This window comes from Lentzea sp. NPDC004789 (assembly GCF_053601075.1).
In genome coordinates, this window is record NZ_JBSGBE010000005.1 from 464,244 (window position 1) to 480,846 (window position 16,603).

Genomic DNA, 16,603 nt, shown 5'->3' on the forward strand with positions numbered 1-16,603 from the left:
GCGCCCCCTTCCGAGCGGAAAGACATCGGTGAGAGGGATGCAACAGCGTGGCGCCGCCGTGGGCAAGGCCCGCGGCGGTGGTCGACCAGCCGGTTGTCGATCTACCACTCGGACCGGCCTTGGTTCAGGATGAGGGCGCTCGGGCGTCGGTGACGCCGCGAATCGGCCGGAGGTGCGACGGTGATCGGGGTGCTGACGAAGGACGCGCGCCATGCTCCTGCCGGGGTGTGCTGATGCTTGTCGCGTCGATACCCGACCTCGTCTCCACGAGTGGCTTCGTGATGGAGACCGGACGTGGTGCGGTCAGCGGCGAGGAGATCACCGAGGCCGGGCGCGGGTACGCCGCGGGATTCGCCGCGTATCCGCCCGGAACCGGGGTTCTGGTGAGCGTCGCCGACCCGGCCACCGCGCTCGAGGTGGCGATGGGCGCCTGGTGGATGGGACTGCGCGTGGCGTTCCCGCGCGGTGACAGCCCCTTGGACCGCGCTCAGCAGGCGGGACTGCTGCACGTCGGGGTCGAGGTGGTCGACAGCCTCGGCGGCGAGCCTTCCGGCGTGCCCCAACGGGCCGCCCGGGACCTGGTGGGCGCTCCCGTGCGCGGAGCGCCGCGATGCAGTCCGGCCGACGCGGCGCTGGACGTGCTGACCTCCGGGAGCACCGGAGTGCCCCGATGCGTCGTCAACAGCCACATGGGCCTGGTCGCGAACGGGTGGGCGCTGGCGCACGCCATGGACGTCGGTCCGGGCGACCGGATCTGGACCTCTCTCTCGCACGGGCTGCCGGGCGTCATCGCCACGGTGACACTGGCCGCGGCGGTGGGCGGCGCCACCGCTGTGCTCGGAGCCCGCGCCGGCGCCCTGGACGCGACATCCGCGCTGCTGTCGGCGAATCCGTCCATCGTCTACGCGGTGCCGGAGACCTACGAGATCCTGAGCCGGACGTCGTCGACCGGCCTGCGGCGCCCGCCGGTCCGCTGGTGGCTGTCGAGCTCGTCCGCTCTCCCGGCCGACCGCTTCGATCGGATGCACGCGCGCTGGGGCGCCGTCGTGCGCAGCTTCTACTGCGGCAGCGAGCTCGGCACCGTGACCTTCAACGACGGCGACGACGTGGAGTCGGTGCGCGCCGGTGCCGGCCGGCCACTGCCGGGGGTCCGGCTGTCCGTCGAAAGCACACCCGACGACAACGTCGCCGGAGACGCCGGCCACTCGGTCGGCCGGCTGATCGTCGCGGGCGCGTTGATGGCCATCGGGTACCGCGACGGCGCCGTCGTCCGGCCATTTCCCGCAGACGGCGTGCGCACCAGCGACCGCGGTTACCTCGACGCCGCCGGTCGGCTCTTCCTCACCGGACGGGAGGAGGACCGCATCCACGTCGGCAGCGAGGTCGTCGATCCTCAGATCGTGGAGGCGTGCATCGAGGCCCACCCGGCCGTGGCGGACTGCATCGTCGTGGCGCGGCCGCATCCGATGCTCGGCTCCGTGCTGGAGGCGTGGGTGGTCCGGCAACCCGGCGCCGACGTCTCGGCGCGCGACGTCATCCTCGACTGCCGGTCGAGCGGCATGCGCGGCGGATCGGTGCCGCGGTCGGTCCGGTGGATCGACGCCGTGCCCCGGACACCCGCGGGCAAGCCGGACCGCGCAGGGGCCCGCTCGATGGTCGCGAAAGGACTGACGTGACGCGGGCGGACACGTCCGGGGCGGGTGCGGCGCTGCGACGGCTGGGCATCGGCCGCCACTCCACCGACCGGGCCGTTCCCGAGCTGTGGCGGGCGTCCTGGCGGGCCGGACCGGGGCTGGCGGGAACGGTCCTGGTGCTCGCGATCGTGCTCGGCCTCGCGGGCCCGGTGCAGTTCCTGGCGATGGGATCGGTGGTGCACGGACTGACCACCGACCGTGCTGTGCTGTGGCCGGCGCTGGCCTTCCTGATCGTCGTGGCGGGCCTCCGGACGGTGCTGCCCGCCGTGGCCGAGCCGTTGACCGGTGAGCTGACCCGCCGCATCGACCTGCACTTCCGCCGCCGCATGGTGGCCTGCCTGTCCGCACCGCACGGAGTGACCCACCTGGAGGATCCGGCCACCCGTGACCTGATCTCCGAGGCGGAGGGGATCGCCTCTCCCGGGCAGGGGCCGGGCAACGGCGCTCGCGGCTACCTGAGCCTGATCACCCTCAAGGTCGGCGCGATCGGCTCGGTGCTGCTGCTCGCCCAGTACCGCTGGTGGCTGGGACTCGGCGTGGCGGTCGCGGCGATGGTGATCCGCCGGCAGATCCTGGCGAGCTGGTTCCAGACCGCCGAGGCCCTCAGCGGTGACGTGTCCGGTCTCCGGCGTTCCGAGTACCTGCGGGATGTCGCGTTGCGACCGGAGACCGCGAAGGAGAGCCGCCTGTTCGGCCTCGGCGGCTGGCTGGTCGGCCGGCACGACAGTGCCTGGACGGCCGCGATGGTCCCGGTGTGGAAGCGGCGTGGGCGCCTCGGGTGGCGGATGCTCGCGGTCGACCTCGCCGTGCTGGTCCTGGCCGCGCTGGCGGCCGTCCCGATCGTGCTGGGCCTGACGTCGGGTGAGCTGGGTGCCGCCCAGGCGGTCGTCCTCGGCGGCGCGTTGACGGCCATCGTCGGGCTCGGGGGTTTCCTGCCCAACGCCGACTTCCCGATCCGGTACGGCTGTCTGACCCTGCCGCCGTTGCTGAAACTCGAGTCGCGGGTGGCCGCGGCCGGTCCGGCGGTGGCGGAGTCGCGACGGAAGACCCCGCCGAACGGTGACATCCGGTTCGAGGGGGTCGGCTTCCGCTACCCCGGCACCGACCACACCGTGATCGAGACCTTGGACCTGACCGTCGCCGCCGGCAGCACGCTCGCCCTGGTCGGCGCCAACGGGGCGGGCAAGACCACGATCATCAAGCTGCTGGCCCGGCTCTACGAGCCGACCGCCGGGGCGATCCGGATCGGCGACACCGACCTGCGCGAGATCGACCCGGAGCGGTGGCGCCGGCAGCTCGCCGTCATCTTCCAGGACTTCGCGCGGTACGAGCTCAGCGCCAAGGACAACGTGGGCTTCGGGGCGCTGGATCTCGCCGAGGACGCCGCGGCGCTGGACGAAGCCGCCGAACGGGCCGGAATTCTCGACGCGATCCGGCGGATGCCGGGTGGCTGGGACTCGTACCTGTCGCGCAACTACTCGGGCGGAGCGGACCTGTCCGGCGGTCAATGGCAGCGGATCGCGCTGGCCCGCGCGCTGCTGGCGGTGCGCGGTGGAGCCAGGGTGCTGGTCCTGGACGAGCCCACCGCCAACCTCGACGTGCGCGCCGAGGCCGAGTTCTACGACCGGTTCCTGGACCTGACCGCCGGCACGACGACCATCCTCGTCTCGCACCGCTTCGCCACGGTCCGCCGCGCTGATCGCATCTGCGTCTTGGACGGCGGCAGGGTCGTCGAGGACGGCGACCACGACGAACTGATCGCTCTCGGGGGGTCGTACGCCCGGATGTTCCGGCTGCAGGCGGAGAGGTTCGTCGATGAGTGATCGACTCCGGGTGATCTGGCTGGGTGCCCGGCTGGCGGTGCGGGCCGGCGGCTGGCGGGTCGCGGTGATCGTCCTGTGCAGCGTCTCGCTCGCGCTTCAGCCGTCCGTCAACGCGTTCGCCCTCAAGCTCGTCGCCGACGGCACCCTGGCCGGCGACTGGATCCGAGCCGGGCTCGGCACCGCCGTTCTCGCCGCGATGATCACGGCGATGTTCTCCACGTACGGCATCATGGTGCCCCTGCAGACGACGGTGTCCGAACGCGCGATGCGCCTGTTCGAGCAGGACGTCATGCAGCTGGTGGCGTCGATCCCCACGCTGGAACCGCACGAGCGGCCCGACTTCGCCGACCGGCTGGAAGTGGTGCGGACCAATTCCCGGCTGCTCATAGGTGCGGTGTGGACCGCGGTGTCGAACGCGTCCTTCTTCATCGGCGCGGGCTCCGCGCTGTACCTCCTGGCCGGCGCCGATCCCGTCCTGCTGCTGCTGCCGTTGTTCGGTGTCCCGCTGTTCGTCGCGTCGGTGCGCGCGGAGCGACTCCGCGACGCCGCCGTGGAGCGAACCGCGGAGGACGCCCGCAAGGCCACGCACCTGTTCAAGGTGGCCACGATGCCTCTGTTCGGCAAGGAGGTCCGGATCTTCCGGCTCCGCGACGAGATCGCCTCGCGGTTCGACCAGGTGAGTGAGAAGACCAGACGCGAGCTGTTCGCGGCCGACCTGCGCGCCGGCTTGATCTCGGCCGCTGCCTGGCTGCTGTTCACCGCGGCCTGGGCGGGCGGCATCGCGCTGGTCGTGGTCCGCGCCGCGCGTGGCCAGGCCACCCCCGGCGACGTGGTTCTGGCGATCACCGTCGCCGGTGTCGTGCAGGGTTACGTGTCCGGCGCGGTGGGTCTGGTCCGGGAACTGTCCCAGACCCTCGCCATGGCCGGCCGCTACGCGTGGTTGCTGGAGTTCGCCCGGCGCCACCGGACCGGCGCCGGAGTGCCGCCGGATCGCCTGGCCCGCGGCATCGAGTTCGAACGGGTGTCGTTCACCTACCCGGGCACCGACGAAGAAGTCCTGCACGACCTGAGCGTCAAACTGCCGGCCGGCGCGACGGTGGGCATCGTCGGGGACAACGGCGCCGGCAAGACGACGGCCGTCAAACTGCTGCTGGGCCTGTACCAGCCGACCAGCGGCCGGATCACCGTGGACGGCGTGGACCTGGCCGAGCTGAACGCGCACCGGTGGCACGGCGCCGTGTCCGGCGCGTTCCAGGACTTCGCCAGGCTGGAGTTCACCGTCGGTGAGTCGGTCGGCGTCGGCGACCTGGAACGTCTCGACGAGGACACCGCGGTGCGCGCCGCCCTCACCCGTGCCGGGGCCACGATCGACCTGCCCCTGAGCCAGCAGCTCGGCCGTGCCTGGACCGGCGGTGTGGAGGTGTCGGGCGGCCAGTGGCAACAGCTGGCCGTCGCCCGCGGGATGATGCGCGAGCACCCGCTGCTGCTGGTGCTGGATGAGCCGACCGCGTCGCTGGACCCCGATACCGAGCACGCCCTGTTCGAGCGGTACCGGGAGGCGACCCGGCGCGGGGCCGGGGGCGTCGGCGGAATCACCGTGCTCGTGTCGCACCGGTTCTCCACCGTCCGGATGACCGATCTGATCCTCGTGTTCGATCGGGGCCGGGTCGTCGAGCAGGGCAGCCACGACGAACTGATGGAACTCGGCGGCACCTATGCCGAGCTGTTCGGCCTGCAGGCACGCGCCTACCGGTAGCTGTGCAACTGCGGAAAAGCGCCAGTTGGTGGGCGTTTTGTGAACGCTACCGCGCGTTTTCGGGCTGGGACAGAATCGATCAGCGCGCAGGGCTTCCCGAAAGCGCCCACGCACAGCCGCCATCCGGCGAAGCCGCGTCCGGGCCGCCGCGGGGTTCACGGTGCAGGCCGGCGCGAGCCCGACACCCTGGAGGTGGTACGCCCGATGCGACCCGGTGCCCGCGAGTCACGTGAGAGCGGAGGCGATCCGCTCACCTTCGGCCAGGAGCAGCTCAGGCTGGTCGAGCAGATGAGCAGCCCGGAGACGCTGGTGTTCCCGTTGCGCCTGCCGATGCGGGACGGGCTCAGCCCGTCGCTGGTCGTCGCCGCGCTGACCCGCATCGTGCGGGCCCGCGACGCGCTGCGGATGTCCGTCGTGCCAGGCGTTCCGGAGTCGCAGGTGACCGCCCGGGTGCGTGCGGTGCAACAGCTGCCTGCCGGCGCGGACCTCCGGGCGTACGGCGTGATCGGCCCGTCGACCGCGGCCGGCCGGACGCCGTTCAGCTTCTCCGTCGACGAACAGTCGGACCCGCCCAGGGTGGTCCTGCATCTGCACCACGTGTTCGTCGACGGCTGGTCGGCTTCGCTCATCGCCAAGGACTTCTACGGGCACTACGCGGCACTGGTGCGCGGCGAGCGGGCCCAGCCGGGCGCTCCGGCGGGTTCGTTCGGCGCCTACGCCCGTGAGTTGCGGCAGACGATGTGCGGCGAGCGGCTGGAGCGGCACCTGGCGTTCTGGGCCGGCGAACTGCGTGACGCGCAGCCACTCGAGCTGCCCTATCAGTTCCAGCCCTGGCATCCGGGTGCCCGGATGGGCCGGTTCCCGGCCCTCACCTTCGAGGTCCCCGGATGTTCCACGGCCGACCTGGAAGCGCGCGCCCGCCAGGCCGGTGGGTCCGGATCGGCCGTGATCCTGGCCGCGTTCGCCAGCGCGCTGACCGACGCGACCGGTCAGCGGGATCTGCTGCTGCAGGCGCCCCTCGCCGACCGCGGCACCGCCGCCCGCCGGGCGTTGGTCGGATCGCTGGTCAACCTCTGTGTGCTGCGGCTGCGGATGCCGGTGCGTCCCGACGGGGACGCGACGATCCGGGCGGCCGCATCGGTGCTGTCCAGGGCGATGCGCCAGCAGACCGGGCCGTTCCAGCAAGACGGCCGGCACGCCGGAGACGGTCAGATCCTCAACCGGGCGCCGAAGGTGACAGTCGCCTTCAACCAGGACATCGCAGGACGGCTGGACTCCGACCTGGTGCTGCGCAGCGACCTCGCCGACGGCCGTCGCAGCGGCCCGTGCCTGGTCTGGGAATCCGAGGCGGGCTGCATCAGCGACCTGCATCTGGAGGTGCTGACGAGCCCGCCGGCGCTGCCGCTGAGATTCCGGATCACCTACCGGGCGGACCTGTGGCGGCCGGACGGGGCGGAGGCCCTGGGCCGGGACGTGGCGGCGTGGCTGCTGCGACTGGCGTCCGGCGCCGTGCCCGCCCACCGGACCGCGATGCGGAGTGGAACCCGATGAACGTCGAGATTCCGGGCTGTCCGGCCGATCTGGGCGAGACCGGGGCCGCGGTGCCGGCTGGTGGTGTGCACGAGTGGTTCGAGGCCGCGGTGTCGCGGTGCCCGGATGCGACGGCTCTGGTGTCTGCGGGCGTGTCGTTGTCGTATTCGGAGCTGAACCGGCGCGCTGACCTGGTGGCGGCGCGTCTCCGGGCTTTGGGGGTGGGCCCGGAGACGTTGGTGGGCCTGTCCGCGGAGCGCGGCGTGGAGATGGTGGTCGGCCTGCTCGGGGTGTTGAAGGCGGGCGGTGGGTACGTACCCCTCGATCCGGATTTCCCCTCGGATCGTCTGGCTTTCGTGCTGGCGGACACCGAGGTGCCGGTGGTGCTGACGCAGAGGCACCTGGCGGACCGGTTGCCGGTGGGGACGGGCGTGGCGACGTTGTGCCTGGATCGCGAGGGGCAGTGGCCGGACGGTGGGCCGGTGCCGCCGGGTGGGCCGGGCGCGGGTCCGGACAACGTGGCATATGTGATCTACACGTCCGGGTCGACCGGCCGTCCCAAGGGCGTGGTCATCACGCACGGCGGTCTGCTGAACAGGATCCGGTGGGCGCAGTCCGAGTACGGGCTGGACGCCTCGGACGTGGTGTTGCAGAAGACGCCGTACTCGTTCGACGTGTCCGTCTGGGAGTTCTTCTGGCCGCTGGCGGTCGGCGCCCGGCTGGCGATGATGGCGCCGGGTGAGCACCGCGACCCGGAGCGGGTGGCGGCGGCGATCGACCGGTTCGGTGTGACTACGGCGCATTTCGTGCCGTCGATGCTGGAGCAGTTCATCAGGGTGGTGGACGGCGGCTGTCCGTCGCTGATCCGAGTCCTGGCCAGCGGCGAAGCACTGCCCGCTTCGACGGTGCGCGGGTTCCACGACAGGTTCGACGCCGAACTGCACAACCTCTACGGCCCGACGGAGGCGTCGATCGACGTGACCGCGTGGCATTGCGCACGCGGTGCCGACCCGAGCGCTCCGGTGCCCATCGGGCGGCCGATCACGAACATGCGCGTGTTGATCGTGGACGACCGGCTCGAGCCTGTTCCGCCCGGAGTGGCGGGCGAGATCTGCCTGGGCGGGGTGGGCCTGGCGCGGGGATATCTGCGACGCCCCGGTCTCACCGCGTCGCGGTTCGTGCCCGACCCCTTCGGCGATGAGCCGGGTGGGCGGTTGTACCGGACCGGCGATGTCGGCCGGTTGCGCGGCGATGGTGCGGTGGAGTTCCTCGGCCGGGTGGACGAGCAGGTCAAGGTCCGAGGCCATCGGATCGAGCCGGGCGAGATCGAGTCGGCGCTGGTGGCGTTGCCCGAGATCGCCAAGGCGGTCGTGGTCGCCCGCGACGACGGTGGGGACCGGCATCTGGTGGCCTACCTGGAGGCACCGGGCGGCGGGGCGGCGCCGACCGCGTCGGCGCTGCGGGCGGCGTTGTCGCGGTTGCTGCCCGAGTTCATGGTGCCGTCGGCTTTCGTGTGGTTGCCGGCGCTGCCGCTGACGGCGAACGGAAAGCTGGACCGGCAGGCTCTGCCGGCGCCGCCGGTGGAGCGTCCGGAACTCGCGGTCGAGTTCGTGGCACCGCGTACCGACACCGAGCGGATGGTCGCCGGATTGTGGGCGGATCTGCTGGGTGTGGACCGGGTCGGCGTGCACGACAACTTCTTCGAGCTCGGCGGGCATTCGCTGTCGGCGATGCGGCTGGACGGGCGGCTGCGCCACGGGTTCGGCGTGACGATTCCGTTCCGCACCGTGTTCGAGCAGCCCACCCTGGGCGAGTTCGCCGCTGCGGTGGAGAGCGCCGAGCGGCACGCCGACCACGAGGTGCCGCCTGTCGGGACGCCGGGGCCATATCCGTTGTCGTTCGCGCAGCAACGGCTGTGGTTCCTGCACCAGCTTCAGCCGGATTCGGCCGAGTACAACGTTCCGGTGGCGTTGCGCCTGCGCGGTCCGCTGCACGTCGGGCACCTGGAAGCGGCGCTGGATTCCGTGATCGAACGGCAAGCGGTGCTGCGCACCGTCTTCCCGGTCAGCGGAGGCCGGCCGCAGCAGGTCGTGCTGCGCGAGCTCCGAGGCGTGCTGACGACTGTCGACGTGCCCGCCGATGAGGCCGGGCTCCGTCGGCTCGCGTCCGCTGAGGCGGCTCGGCCCTTCGACCTGGCCGAGGAGCCACCGCTGCGGGCCCGGCTGCTCCGCGCCGGGCCGGACGACCACGTGCTGGTGCTGACGGTTCACCACATCGCAGTGGACGGCGAGTCCGTCGGGTTGCTGTTGTCCGAGCTGGCCAGGGCGTATTCCGCGGCCTGTCTGGGGCGGCCGGCCGAGCGGCCCGAGCTGCCGGTCCAGTACGCCGACTACGCGGTGTGGCAGCGGCAGCGGGTGCATTCCGGTGCGTTGCGCGGTCAGCTCGGCTACTGGCAGGAGCGGCTGGCCGGACTGCCCGCACTCGACCTGCCCGGTGCGCGCTCCCGGCCCCGCCTGCGCTCCGGAGCCGGGGCCGCGGAGACCTTCGTGATCGACCCCGCGGTGGCCGCCGGGCTCCGCGCGCTGGCCCGCAAAGCCGGAGCGACCACGAACGTCGTCGCCTTGGCGGCCTTCGCCGTCCTGCTCCGCCGCGCCTGCGGGCAGACCGACATCGCGGTCGGCTCGCCGGTGGTGAACCGCCAGGGGACGGGCCTGGACGAGGTCGTCGGCTGCTTCGTCAACATGGTGACCCTGCGCATCGACCTGTCCGGCGAACCCACGTTCACCGAGCTGGTGCGGCACGTGCGGGACATCTCCGTCGCGGCGATCGAGAACTCCGACGTCCCCTTCGACCGGGTCATCGACGAGCTGGGTGTGGATCGGGACACCAGCCGCCCGCCGCTGTTCCAGGTGTCGTTCAGCCACCAGCTGGAGCGCGGAGTGCTGAGCGAGAGCTTCTCCGGGCTCGCGGCTACGCCGTTCGGGGTCAGCCGGCAGAGCTCGAAGTTCGACCTCACCCTGGCGATCAACGAGTCGGCGACCGGGCTGAGCGGCAGCTGGGAGTACAGCACCGATCTGTTCGACGCCGCCGCCGTCCGGCATTTCCAGACGCTGTACGAGACCGTCCTGCAGGCGGTGGTGGCCGAGCCCGGGCAGTCGATCGAGACCCTCGCCATCGCGCAGGCGCCTCCGTCCGGGCCCGCGGTGCACGGGCCGGTTGTCCAGATCCAGCCGCGGTGCGCGCACGAGCTGGTGGCCGAGCAGGCGCTCCGGACACCGGACGCGGTGGCCGTCGTCTCGGGCGACCGGTCACTGACGTACGCGGAACTGGACCTCGAGGCCGATCGGGTGGCCCACCGGCTGCGGCGGCTGGGCGTCGGCCCGGAGGTGCTGGTCGGGGTGTGCGTGGAGCGCGATGTCGACCTGGTCGTCGCGGTGCTGGGCGTGTGGAAGGCCGGTGGCGCCTACGTTCCGCTGGATCCGGCGTTTCCGGCGCACCGGCTGGCTCAGGCACTGGCCGACAGCGCGGCGCCGGTCGTGGTCACCCAGCGGGCGCTGCCCGTCGACCTTCCAGCCGGCGACGCACGTGTGATGTACCTGGACGCCGGCCCCGTCGCCCTGCCAGACCGTCCGGGCGATGCTGCGGCAGCACGCCCGGAGAACCTGGCGTACGTGATCTACACATCGGGCTCGACCGGTCGGCCCAAGGGGGTGCAGGTCACCCACGAGTCGGTGGTGAACCTGTTGACGTCGTTCGCCGGTTCGCTGCGGCCGGGGCCGGACGACACGCTGGTGGCGGTGACCACCCTTTCCTTCGACATCTCGGTGCTGGAACTGCTGTTGCCGCTGCTGACCGGTGGCCGGTTGGTTCTCGCTCGGTCCGGCCAGACCACCGACCCGGTCGCGCTGCACGCGTTGGTCTCCTCGTCGGCCGGCACCATCATGCAGGCGACGCCTGCGACCTGGCGGATGCTGACCGGATCGGTCGGCGTGCCGGCGGGGCTGCGCACCCGATTGTGCGGGGGAGAGGCGCTGCCGGTGGACCTGGCGCGGGCGTTGACCGGCCCGGACAGCGACCTCTGGAACGTCTACGGGCCGACCGAGACCACCGTGTGGTCGACGGCGGGCCTGGTGGCCGAGGCAGCGGGGCCCGTCGTGATCGGCGAGCCCATCGCGAACACCGGCCTGTACGTGCTGGACCCGCACCTGAACCCGGTGCCCGCCGCGGTGGTGGGGGAGATCTACATCGGCGGGATCGGGCTGGCCCGCGGCTATCACGGCCTGCCCGGGCTGACCGCGCGGCGCTTCCTGCCCGACCCGTTCGCGATCGGGCCCGGGCGGCGGATGTACCGCACCGGCGATCTGGGCCGGCGGCGCCCGGACGGGAGCGTCGAGTTCCTCGGACGGTTGGACCAGCAGGTCAAGATCCGCGGGCATCGGGTGGAGCCGGCCGAGATCGAGGGGGCGCTGGTGGCGCACCCGGAGGTGACCGAGGCCGTCGTGGTCGCCCGCGACGACCAGCCGGGCGGCCCGCGGCTGGTGGCGTACCTGGTGGGACGGGACTCCGCGACGTTGCCCGGCCCAGGCGCGTTGCGAACCCACCTGCGGCACCGGCTGCCGGAGTACATGGTGCCGTCCGCGTTCGTCGTCCTGCCTGCCCTGCCGCTGACCCCGAACGGCAAGCTCGATCGGCTGGCGCTGCCCGCGCCGGACCAGCGTCCAGAGCTGGCCACCGAGTACGTCGCGCCGAGCGGGCCGACCGAGGAGGTGCTGGCCGCGATCTGGGCCGACGTCCTGGGCCTCGACGACATCGGGATCCACGACAACTTCTTCGAGCTCGGTGGCGACTCGATCCTCAGCATCCAGGTCGTCTCCCAGGCCCGCGACGCCGGCCTGTGGCTGCTGCCGAGGCAGTTGTTCGAGTTCCAGACCGTCGCCGAACTGGCCAGGATCGCGGATGGCGCCGCGCCGCAGAGCGCCGTGCGGGGAACGGCCACCGGCGTGGTCGCGCTGACGCCGGCCCAGCTGGAGTCCCACGATCCCGCCGCCGGTGGACCGGTCCAGGCCGTCGTCGTCGAGCTGTCCCCGGACATCGAGGAGCGGACGGTGCGGGCCGCTCTCGACGAGATCGCCGGGCGGCACGATCTCTTGCGGGCCGGCCCGTCGGCGGACGGCGGACGACTGCTCGTGCCGGCCGCCTGTCCGCTGCCGCTGGCGGTCCGTTCTGCCGGCGATCGCGCGGAATTGCCGTCGACGCTCCGCCACGTCGCCGAGGAGCTGGCGGCGGACATCGTCGCAAACCCGACCGCGGCGAACTGCCCGCTGGTCCGGGCAGTCCTCGTGCGGATGCCGTCGAGCTCCGCCCACCTGGTGCTCGCAGCCGACCGGCGGCTGGTCGACCGGAGGTCCTGGCAGATCATCGCGGAGGATCTCGGTGCCTGGTGGGGGCAACCCGCCGCCGGCGAAGACGCTGCCCTGCCCGTGCCGGCGACCTCCTACCGCTACTGGGCCGACCGTCTCAGGCAGTACGCGGAGTCCGGCCCGGCCCGCATCGACGCCGACTACTGGCTCACGATGGACGACGACCCGTGGCCGGGACTGTCCCCAGACGGCCCGGAACGCGCGGAAGACGCGCCGGCCGTGGCGGCGGCGGAGCTGACGGCGGAGGAGACCGCGGCGCTGATGGGCGCCGTGCCCGACTGGCACGCGGCCACCGCCGCGGAACTGATGCTTGCGGCCCTGACCTTGACGATCGCGGCCGAGACGCGGGTGGACGCCCTCCGCGTCCACCTTCGGGCGGACGGCCGCGAAACGTCGTTCCCCGAGGTTGACGTGGCCCGGACGGTGGGGGCGCTGACCACGGCCTATCCGGTGCAGCTGCGCGCCACCGGGCGGGACTTCACCGCGACGGTGAACGCGGTGCGCAGGGAGCTGAGCCGGGTGCCCAGACGTGGCCTGACGTACGGCGCCCTGCGCCACCTCTCGCCCGATCCGGATGTGCGCGCACGATTGGCGGGCGTCGCCGCGGGCGCCGTCGGCTTCACCTTCCACGACGATCCGGCCGCGGCCGGCTTTCGGCCCGTTCAGCTCGGCGAATCCACCTCGCCCCAGACGCTGGAGGTGGTGTGCGAAGTCGAGTCCGGCCGCCTGCGGATCAGGTGGATCTACCCGGCCGGCCGCTACCGGGAGGCGACGGTTCAGCGACTCTGCGCGGACTTCGCCGGACGGCTCCGTGCCGCGGTGGCCGACGGGATGGCCCGCCGCACGGCCGGTCGACCGGCGCCGGGCCGCTTCCCGCTGGCGGCGCTGACCCGGGATCAGCTCGACCAGGTCGCCTCGGAGCCGGGCGTGTGCGACGTGTATCCCCTCACGCTCACCCAGCAAGGGATGCTCTTCCACTCGCTCTACAGCCCGGCCGAGGGGATGTACCTCAACCAGACCAGCTTCACCGTGCGCGGACGGTTCCAGCCGGAGGTGTTCCGGCGGGCGCTGGCGGTCGTGGCGGGCCGGCACGCCGTCCTGCGCACCGCCATCCGATGGCAGCGCATGTCCGAGCCGCACCAGGTGGTCTACGGCGACGTGGATCCGCCGATGACGGTCGTGGACCGGACCGGGCAGGCGGAGTCGTTCCGAGTGGCGGACTTCCTCGCCGAGGATCGCCGGATCGATTTGGAGTTCGGCACGGCGCCGCTGTACCGGGTGACCGCCGTCCGCCTCGGCGACGACCTGCACCATCTGGTCTGGACCAACCATCACGCCGTGCTGGACGGCTGGAGCAGCAGCCTGGTGTTCACCGAGTGCTTCCAGGCGTACGCGGACCTCGTCGCCGGCCGCAGTCCGGATGCGCCGCCGGCACCGCCGTACCGGGACTACGTGCGCTGGATCCAGCGGCAGACTCCGGGAGCGGCGGGCCGGTTCTGGCGCGCGATGCTCACCGACCTGCCCGCGTCGGCAAGCCTGCTGGCCCAGCCCGCGGCGTCCGCACCGGAACCGGGACAGGAAGAACGAGTCCTCAAGCGGGAGCTGCCCACTCAGCTCAGCACGGACGTGGAGGTGTTCTGCAGGCGTCACCGGGTCACCCTGAGCGCGCTGGCCCACACCGCCTGGGCGATCGCGCTCGGTCGCCTCACCGGAGGCCGCGACCTCGTGTTCGGTGTCGTTCTGTCGGGCCGGTCGGTGCCGTTGGACGGTGTGGACCGAATGGTCGGAGTCTTCTCCACGACACTGCCGATGCGGGTGCGGCTGCCCCGGCACGGCGACGTGGTCGCCCTCCTCAGAGGCGTCCAGTCGACGCTGGTCGGCATCGGCCGATTCGAACATTCGTCGGTCGCCGAGGCGCTGCGTCTGGGCGGGCTGCCGCCAGGCACGGCGCTGTTCGACTCCGCGGTCGGCGTGCAGAACTTCCCGCTGTACAAGAGCGGGCGGTACGGCACCGGCGAGGCTCTGTCGATTCAGCGCGGCCACGGCGCCGGGCGCAACAACTTCCCGCTCACCGTCGAGGTGTACCCGGACACGACGCTGGGACTGCGCCTCAGATCCGATCCCGCTCGGGTGCCGGAGGCGGTGGCTCAGCGGCTGGCTGACGAGATGTGCGCCGCGCTGGCGCGGCTGGTGGCGGGGGACCCGCGGGCGTGGTGACGCGACATGCCACGACTGGAAGATGTGACGACGGGGGGCAGCGTGGACGTGCTGGAAGCGTTCGAATCGAGGGTTCGCTACTACAGCCGGCGGTGGCCGGTGGTCTTCGCCCGGGCCGCGGGTGCCCGAGTCCGCGACGAGACCGGGGCGGAGTACCTGGACTTCTTCGCCGGGGCGGGCAGCCTCAACTACGGGCACAATCCACCCGAGCTGGTGGAGGCCGCGGTCGGCTACCTGCGCTCCGGCGGACTGATCAACGGGCTGGACACGGCCACGGTCGCCAAGCGCGAATTCGTCCGCACGCTGGCGGAGGTGATCCTGGCGCCGCGCGGGCTGAACCACCGGGTGCAGTTCACCGGGCCGACCGGGACCAGCGCGGTGGAGGCGGCACTGCGGCTGGCCCGCAAGGCCACCGGGCGGCGGCGTGTGGTGTCCCTCGCCGGCGCCTACCACGGCATGACGGTCGACTCGTTCGCCGTGTCCGACATCGCACGGCGGGACGGCCTGCCGACGCTCGATCCGCACGAGGTGACCAGGGTTCCGCATGAACTGGACGCAGGCGGCGGCGATCGGGCGCTGGTGGAACTGGCGGCGGCCTTCGAGGGGCCGAACGGGCCGCCGGCGGCGCTCATCCTCGAAATCGTGCAGGGCGAGGGCGGCGTGCGGCCGCTCTCGGCGCGATACCTGGCGGCGGCGCAAGCGCTGTGCCGGCGGACCGGCGCGGTGCTGATCGTGGACGACATCCAGGCGGGGTGCGGGCGCACCGGGTCGTTCTTCTCCTTCGAGCCGGCGGGCCTGCGGCCCGACATCATCTGCCTGTCGAAGTCGATCAGCGGGTTGGGTCTTCCGCTGAGCCTGGTGCTGATCGAGCCGCACCTGGACGTGTGGGCACCGGGGGAGCACTCGGGAACGTTCCGCGGCAATCAGCTCGCCTTCGTGACCGGCCGCCTCGGGATGACCCGGTGGTGGAGCACCGATCAGCTCGGCAACGAGGTGGACCGCAAGTCGGTGCTGCTGATGGCCGCGCTGGCCGCGCTCGACGGCGCCGGGTGTGTGGCCGGCCCGCCGCGCGGTCGCGGCCTGCTGGTCGGCCTTCCCTGCGTGAACCGCGAGGTGGCCGACCTGGTCGCACTCTGCGCGTTCGAACGGGGCCTGCTGGTGGAGACGTGCGGGCGCGACGGTGAGGTGCTCAAGCTCTGTCCACCGTTGACGGTGACCGACGGAGAACTCGATCGTGCCGTCGAACTGCTGGCCGGGGCGCTGCGCCAGGCCGGTCGCTCGTACACCGGGCAGCGGGCGGTCGCCGCGGAGCGCGGCTGATCAGCCGCGTGGTTCGTCATCCGCCGCCCGGCCCCGGGCACCGGACTCGCCGGGCCGTCTCGGCCCGTTCCACCAGAAGGGCTCCCACCATGGCGCTACCGCAGACCGCCCCGGGCACCATTTGCGACCTGCTCGGACATCCGTCGAACGACATCCGGTACGAGGACACGGCGCGCCGCTACGGCCGGGGCTTCGCCGAACTGGGTTACCGCGACCGGTCTCTGGTGCTGGTCGCGCTCCGACGGCCGGCCGACGTCATCGCGGTGACCCTCGGCGCGTGGTGGGCCGGTCACCACGTCGTCCACGTCGCCGAGGCCGACCATCGCCGCCGGGACCGCATCGCGCTCCGCATCGGTGCGGTCCTGCAGGTCTGCGACGCCGAGGACATCGTCGACGAGGAACACGTCCTGCACCGCGACGTGCCGGCCGTGCCGCCGGAGGACCTGGCCCTGCAGCCGTCCTCGTGGCGGGCGCGGTGCCTGCCGTCCGATCCCGCGCTGGCGAGCTGGTCGGGTACGGCGGGAGCCGTGACATCCACGTACTCGCACGCCGACCTCATCGACGCGGCGGCCGACGAGGCCGGCACCAGTTCGGTCCTCGTGCCCGCCGACGCGTCCGGCGAACGCGTGGCGCGCGCCTTGGTGCTGGCTCTGGTCGCCGGGGTGCCCCTCGTGCTCGCCGCGGACCGCACCACCGGACGGACACGCCGATGAGCGTGCCCGGCCTGTGCGGGCCGGGGACTCGACCGCCGGCCGGTACCCGATCGCGGAACGCCTCGCCGACGAGGTGCTCAGCCTGCCGATCGGGCGGGCCCAGCAGGCCGGAACGGTGCGCGGCGCGGGG

General features: G+C 72.4%; 7 protein-coding genes. All 7 read left to right on the top strand.

What is annotated here, in order from left to right; genetic code table 11:
• The first annotated feature begins 233 nt into the window (after positions 1-233).
• The 7 genes from ACWEIJ_RS15110 to ACWEIJ_RS15140 all read left to right on the top strand — a co-directional run bounded on the left by ACWEIJ_RS15110 (position 234) and on the right by ACWEIJ_RS15140 (position 16,473).
• Positions 234-1,676 carry an AMP-binding protein gene (locus ACWEIJ_RS15110; protein ID WP_449837746.1) on the top strand — a complete coding sequence of 481 codons (1,443 nt, stop codon included), beginning with the start codon at positions 234-236 and terminating at the stop codon, positions 1,674-1,676.
• Positions 1,673-3,517, top strand: a complete 1,845-nt coding sequence (locus ACWEIJ_RS15115; protein WP_449837747.1) for an ABC transporter ATP-binding protein — start codon at positions 1,673-1,675, stop codon at positions 3,515-3,517. Before ACWEIJ_RS15110 ends, ACWEIJ_RS15115 begins: the two co-directional genes overlap by 4 nt.
• Positions 3,510-5,273 carry an ABC transporter ATP-binding protein gene (locus tag ACWEIJ_RS15120; protein ID WP_449837748.1) on the top strand — a complete coding sequence of 588 codons (1,764 nt, stop codon included), beginning with the start codon at positions 3,510-3,512 and terminating at the stop codon, positions 5,271-5,273. Before ACWEIJ_RS15115 ends, ACWEIJ_RS15120 begins: the two co-directional genes overlap by 8 nt.
• Before the next feature lie 204 nt (positions 5,274-5,477).
• Entirely contained in the window at positions 5,478-6,824 is a 1,347-nt protein-coding gene (locus ACWEIJ_RS15125) for a condensation domain-containing protein (protein ID WP_449837749.1), read from the top strand.
• On the top strand, positions 6,755-14,440 hold the full coding sequence (locus ACWEIJ_RS15130; RefSeq protein WP_449837750.1) for an amino acid adenylation domain-containing protein: 7,686 nt from the start codon (positions 6,755-6,757) through the stop codon (positions 14,438-14,440). Before ACWEIJ_RS15125 ends, ACWEIJ_RS15130 begins: the two co-directional genes overlap by 70 nt.
• 6 nt (positions 14,441-14,446) lie before the next feature.
• Complete coding sequence (locus ACWEIJ_RS15135) at positions 14,447-15,760, top strand: diaminobutyrate--2-oxoglutarate transaminase (RefSeq protein ID WP_449837751.1); 1,314 nt, start codon at positions 14,447-14,449, stop codon at positions 15,758-15,760.
• Between the two features lie 89 nt (positions 15,761-15,849).
• Positions 15,850-16,473, top strand: coding sequence for a hypothetical protein (locus tag ACWEIJ_RS15140; protein ID WP_449837752.1), 624 nt, complete (start codon positions 15,850-15,852; stop codon positions 16,471-16,473).
• Positions 16,474-16,603: the final 130 nt, after the last annotated feature.

Excerpts from the sequence above, each read along its gene's own strand:
- ACWEIJ_RS15110 (WP_449837746.1), top strand. The coding sequence starts at position 234 with ATGCTTGTCGCGTCGATACCCGACCTCGTCTCCACGAGTGGCTTCGTG.
- ACWEIJ_RS15120 (WP_449837748.1), top strand. The coding sequence starts at position 3,510 with ATGAGTGATCGACTCCGGGTGATCTGGCTGGGTGCCCGGCTGGCGGTG.
- ACWEIJ_RS15125 (WP_449837749.1), top strand. The coding sequence starts at position 5,478 with ATGCGACCCGGTGCCCGCGAGTCACGTGAGAGCGGAGGCGATCCGCTC.
- ACWEIJ_RS15135 (WP_449837751.1), top strand. The coding sequence starts at position 14,447 with ATGCCACGACTGGAAGATGTGACGACGGGGGGCAGCGTGGACGTGCTG.
- ACWEIJ_RS15140 (WP_449837752.1), top strand. The coding sequence starts at position 15,850 with ATGGCGCTACCGCAGACCGCCCCGGGCACCATTTGCGACCTGCTCGGA.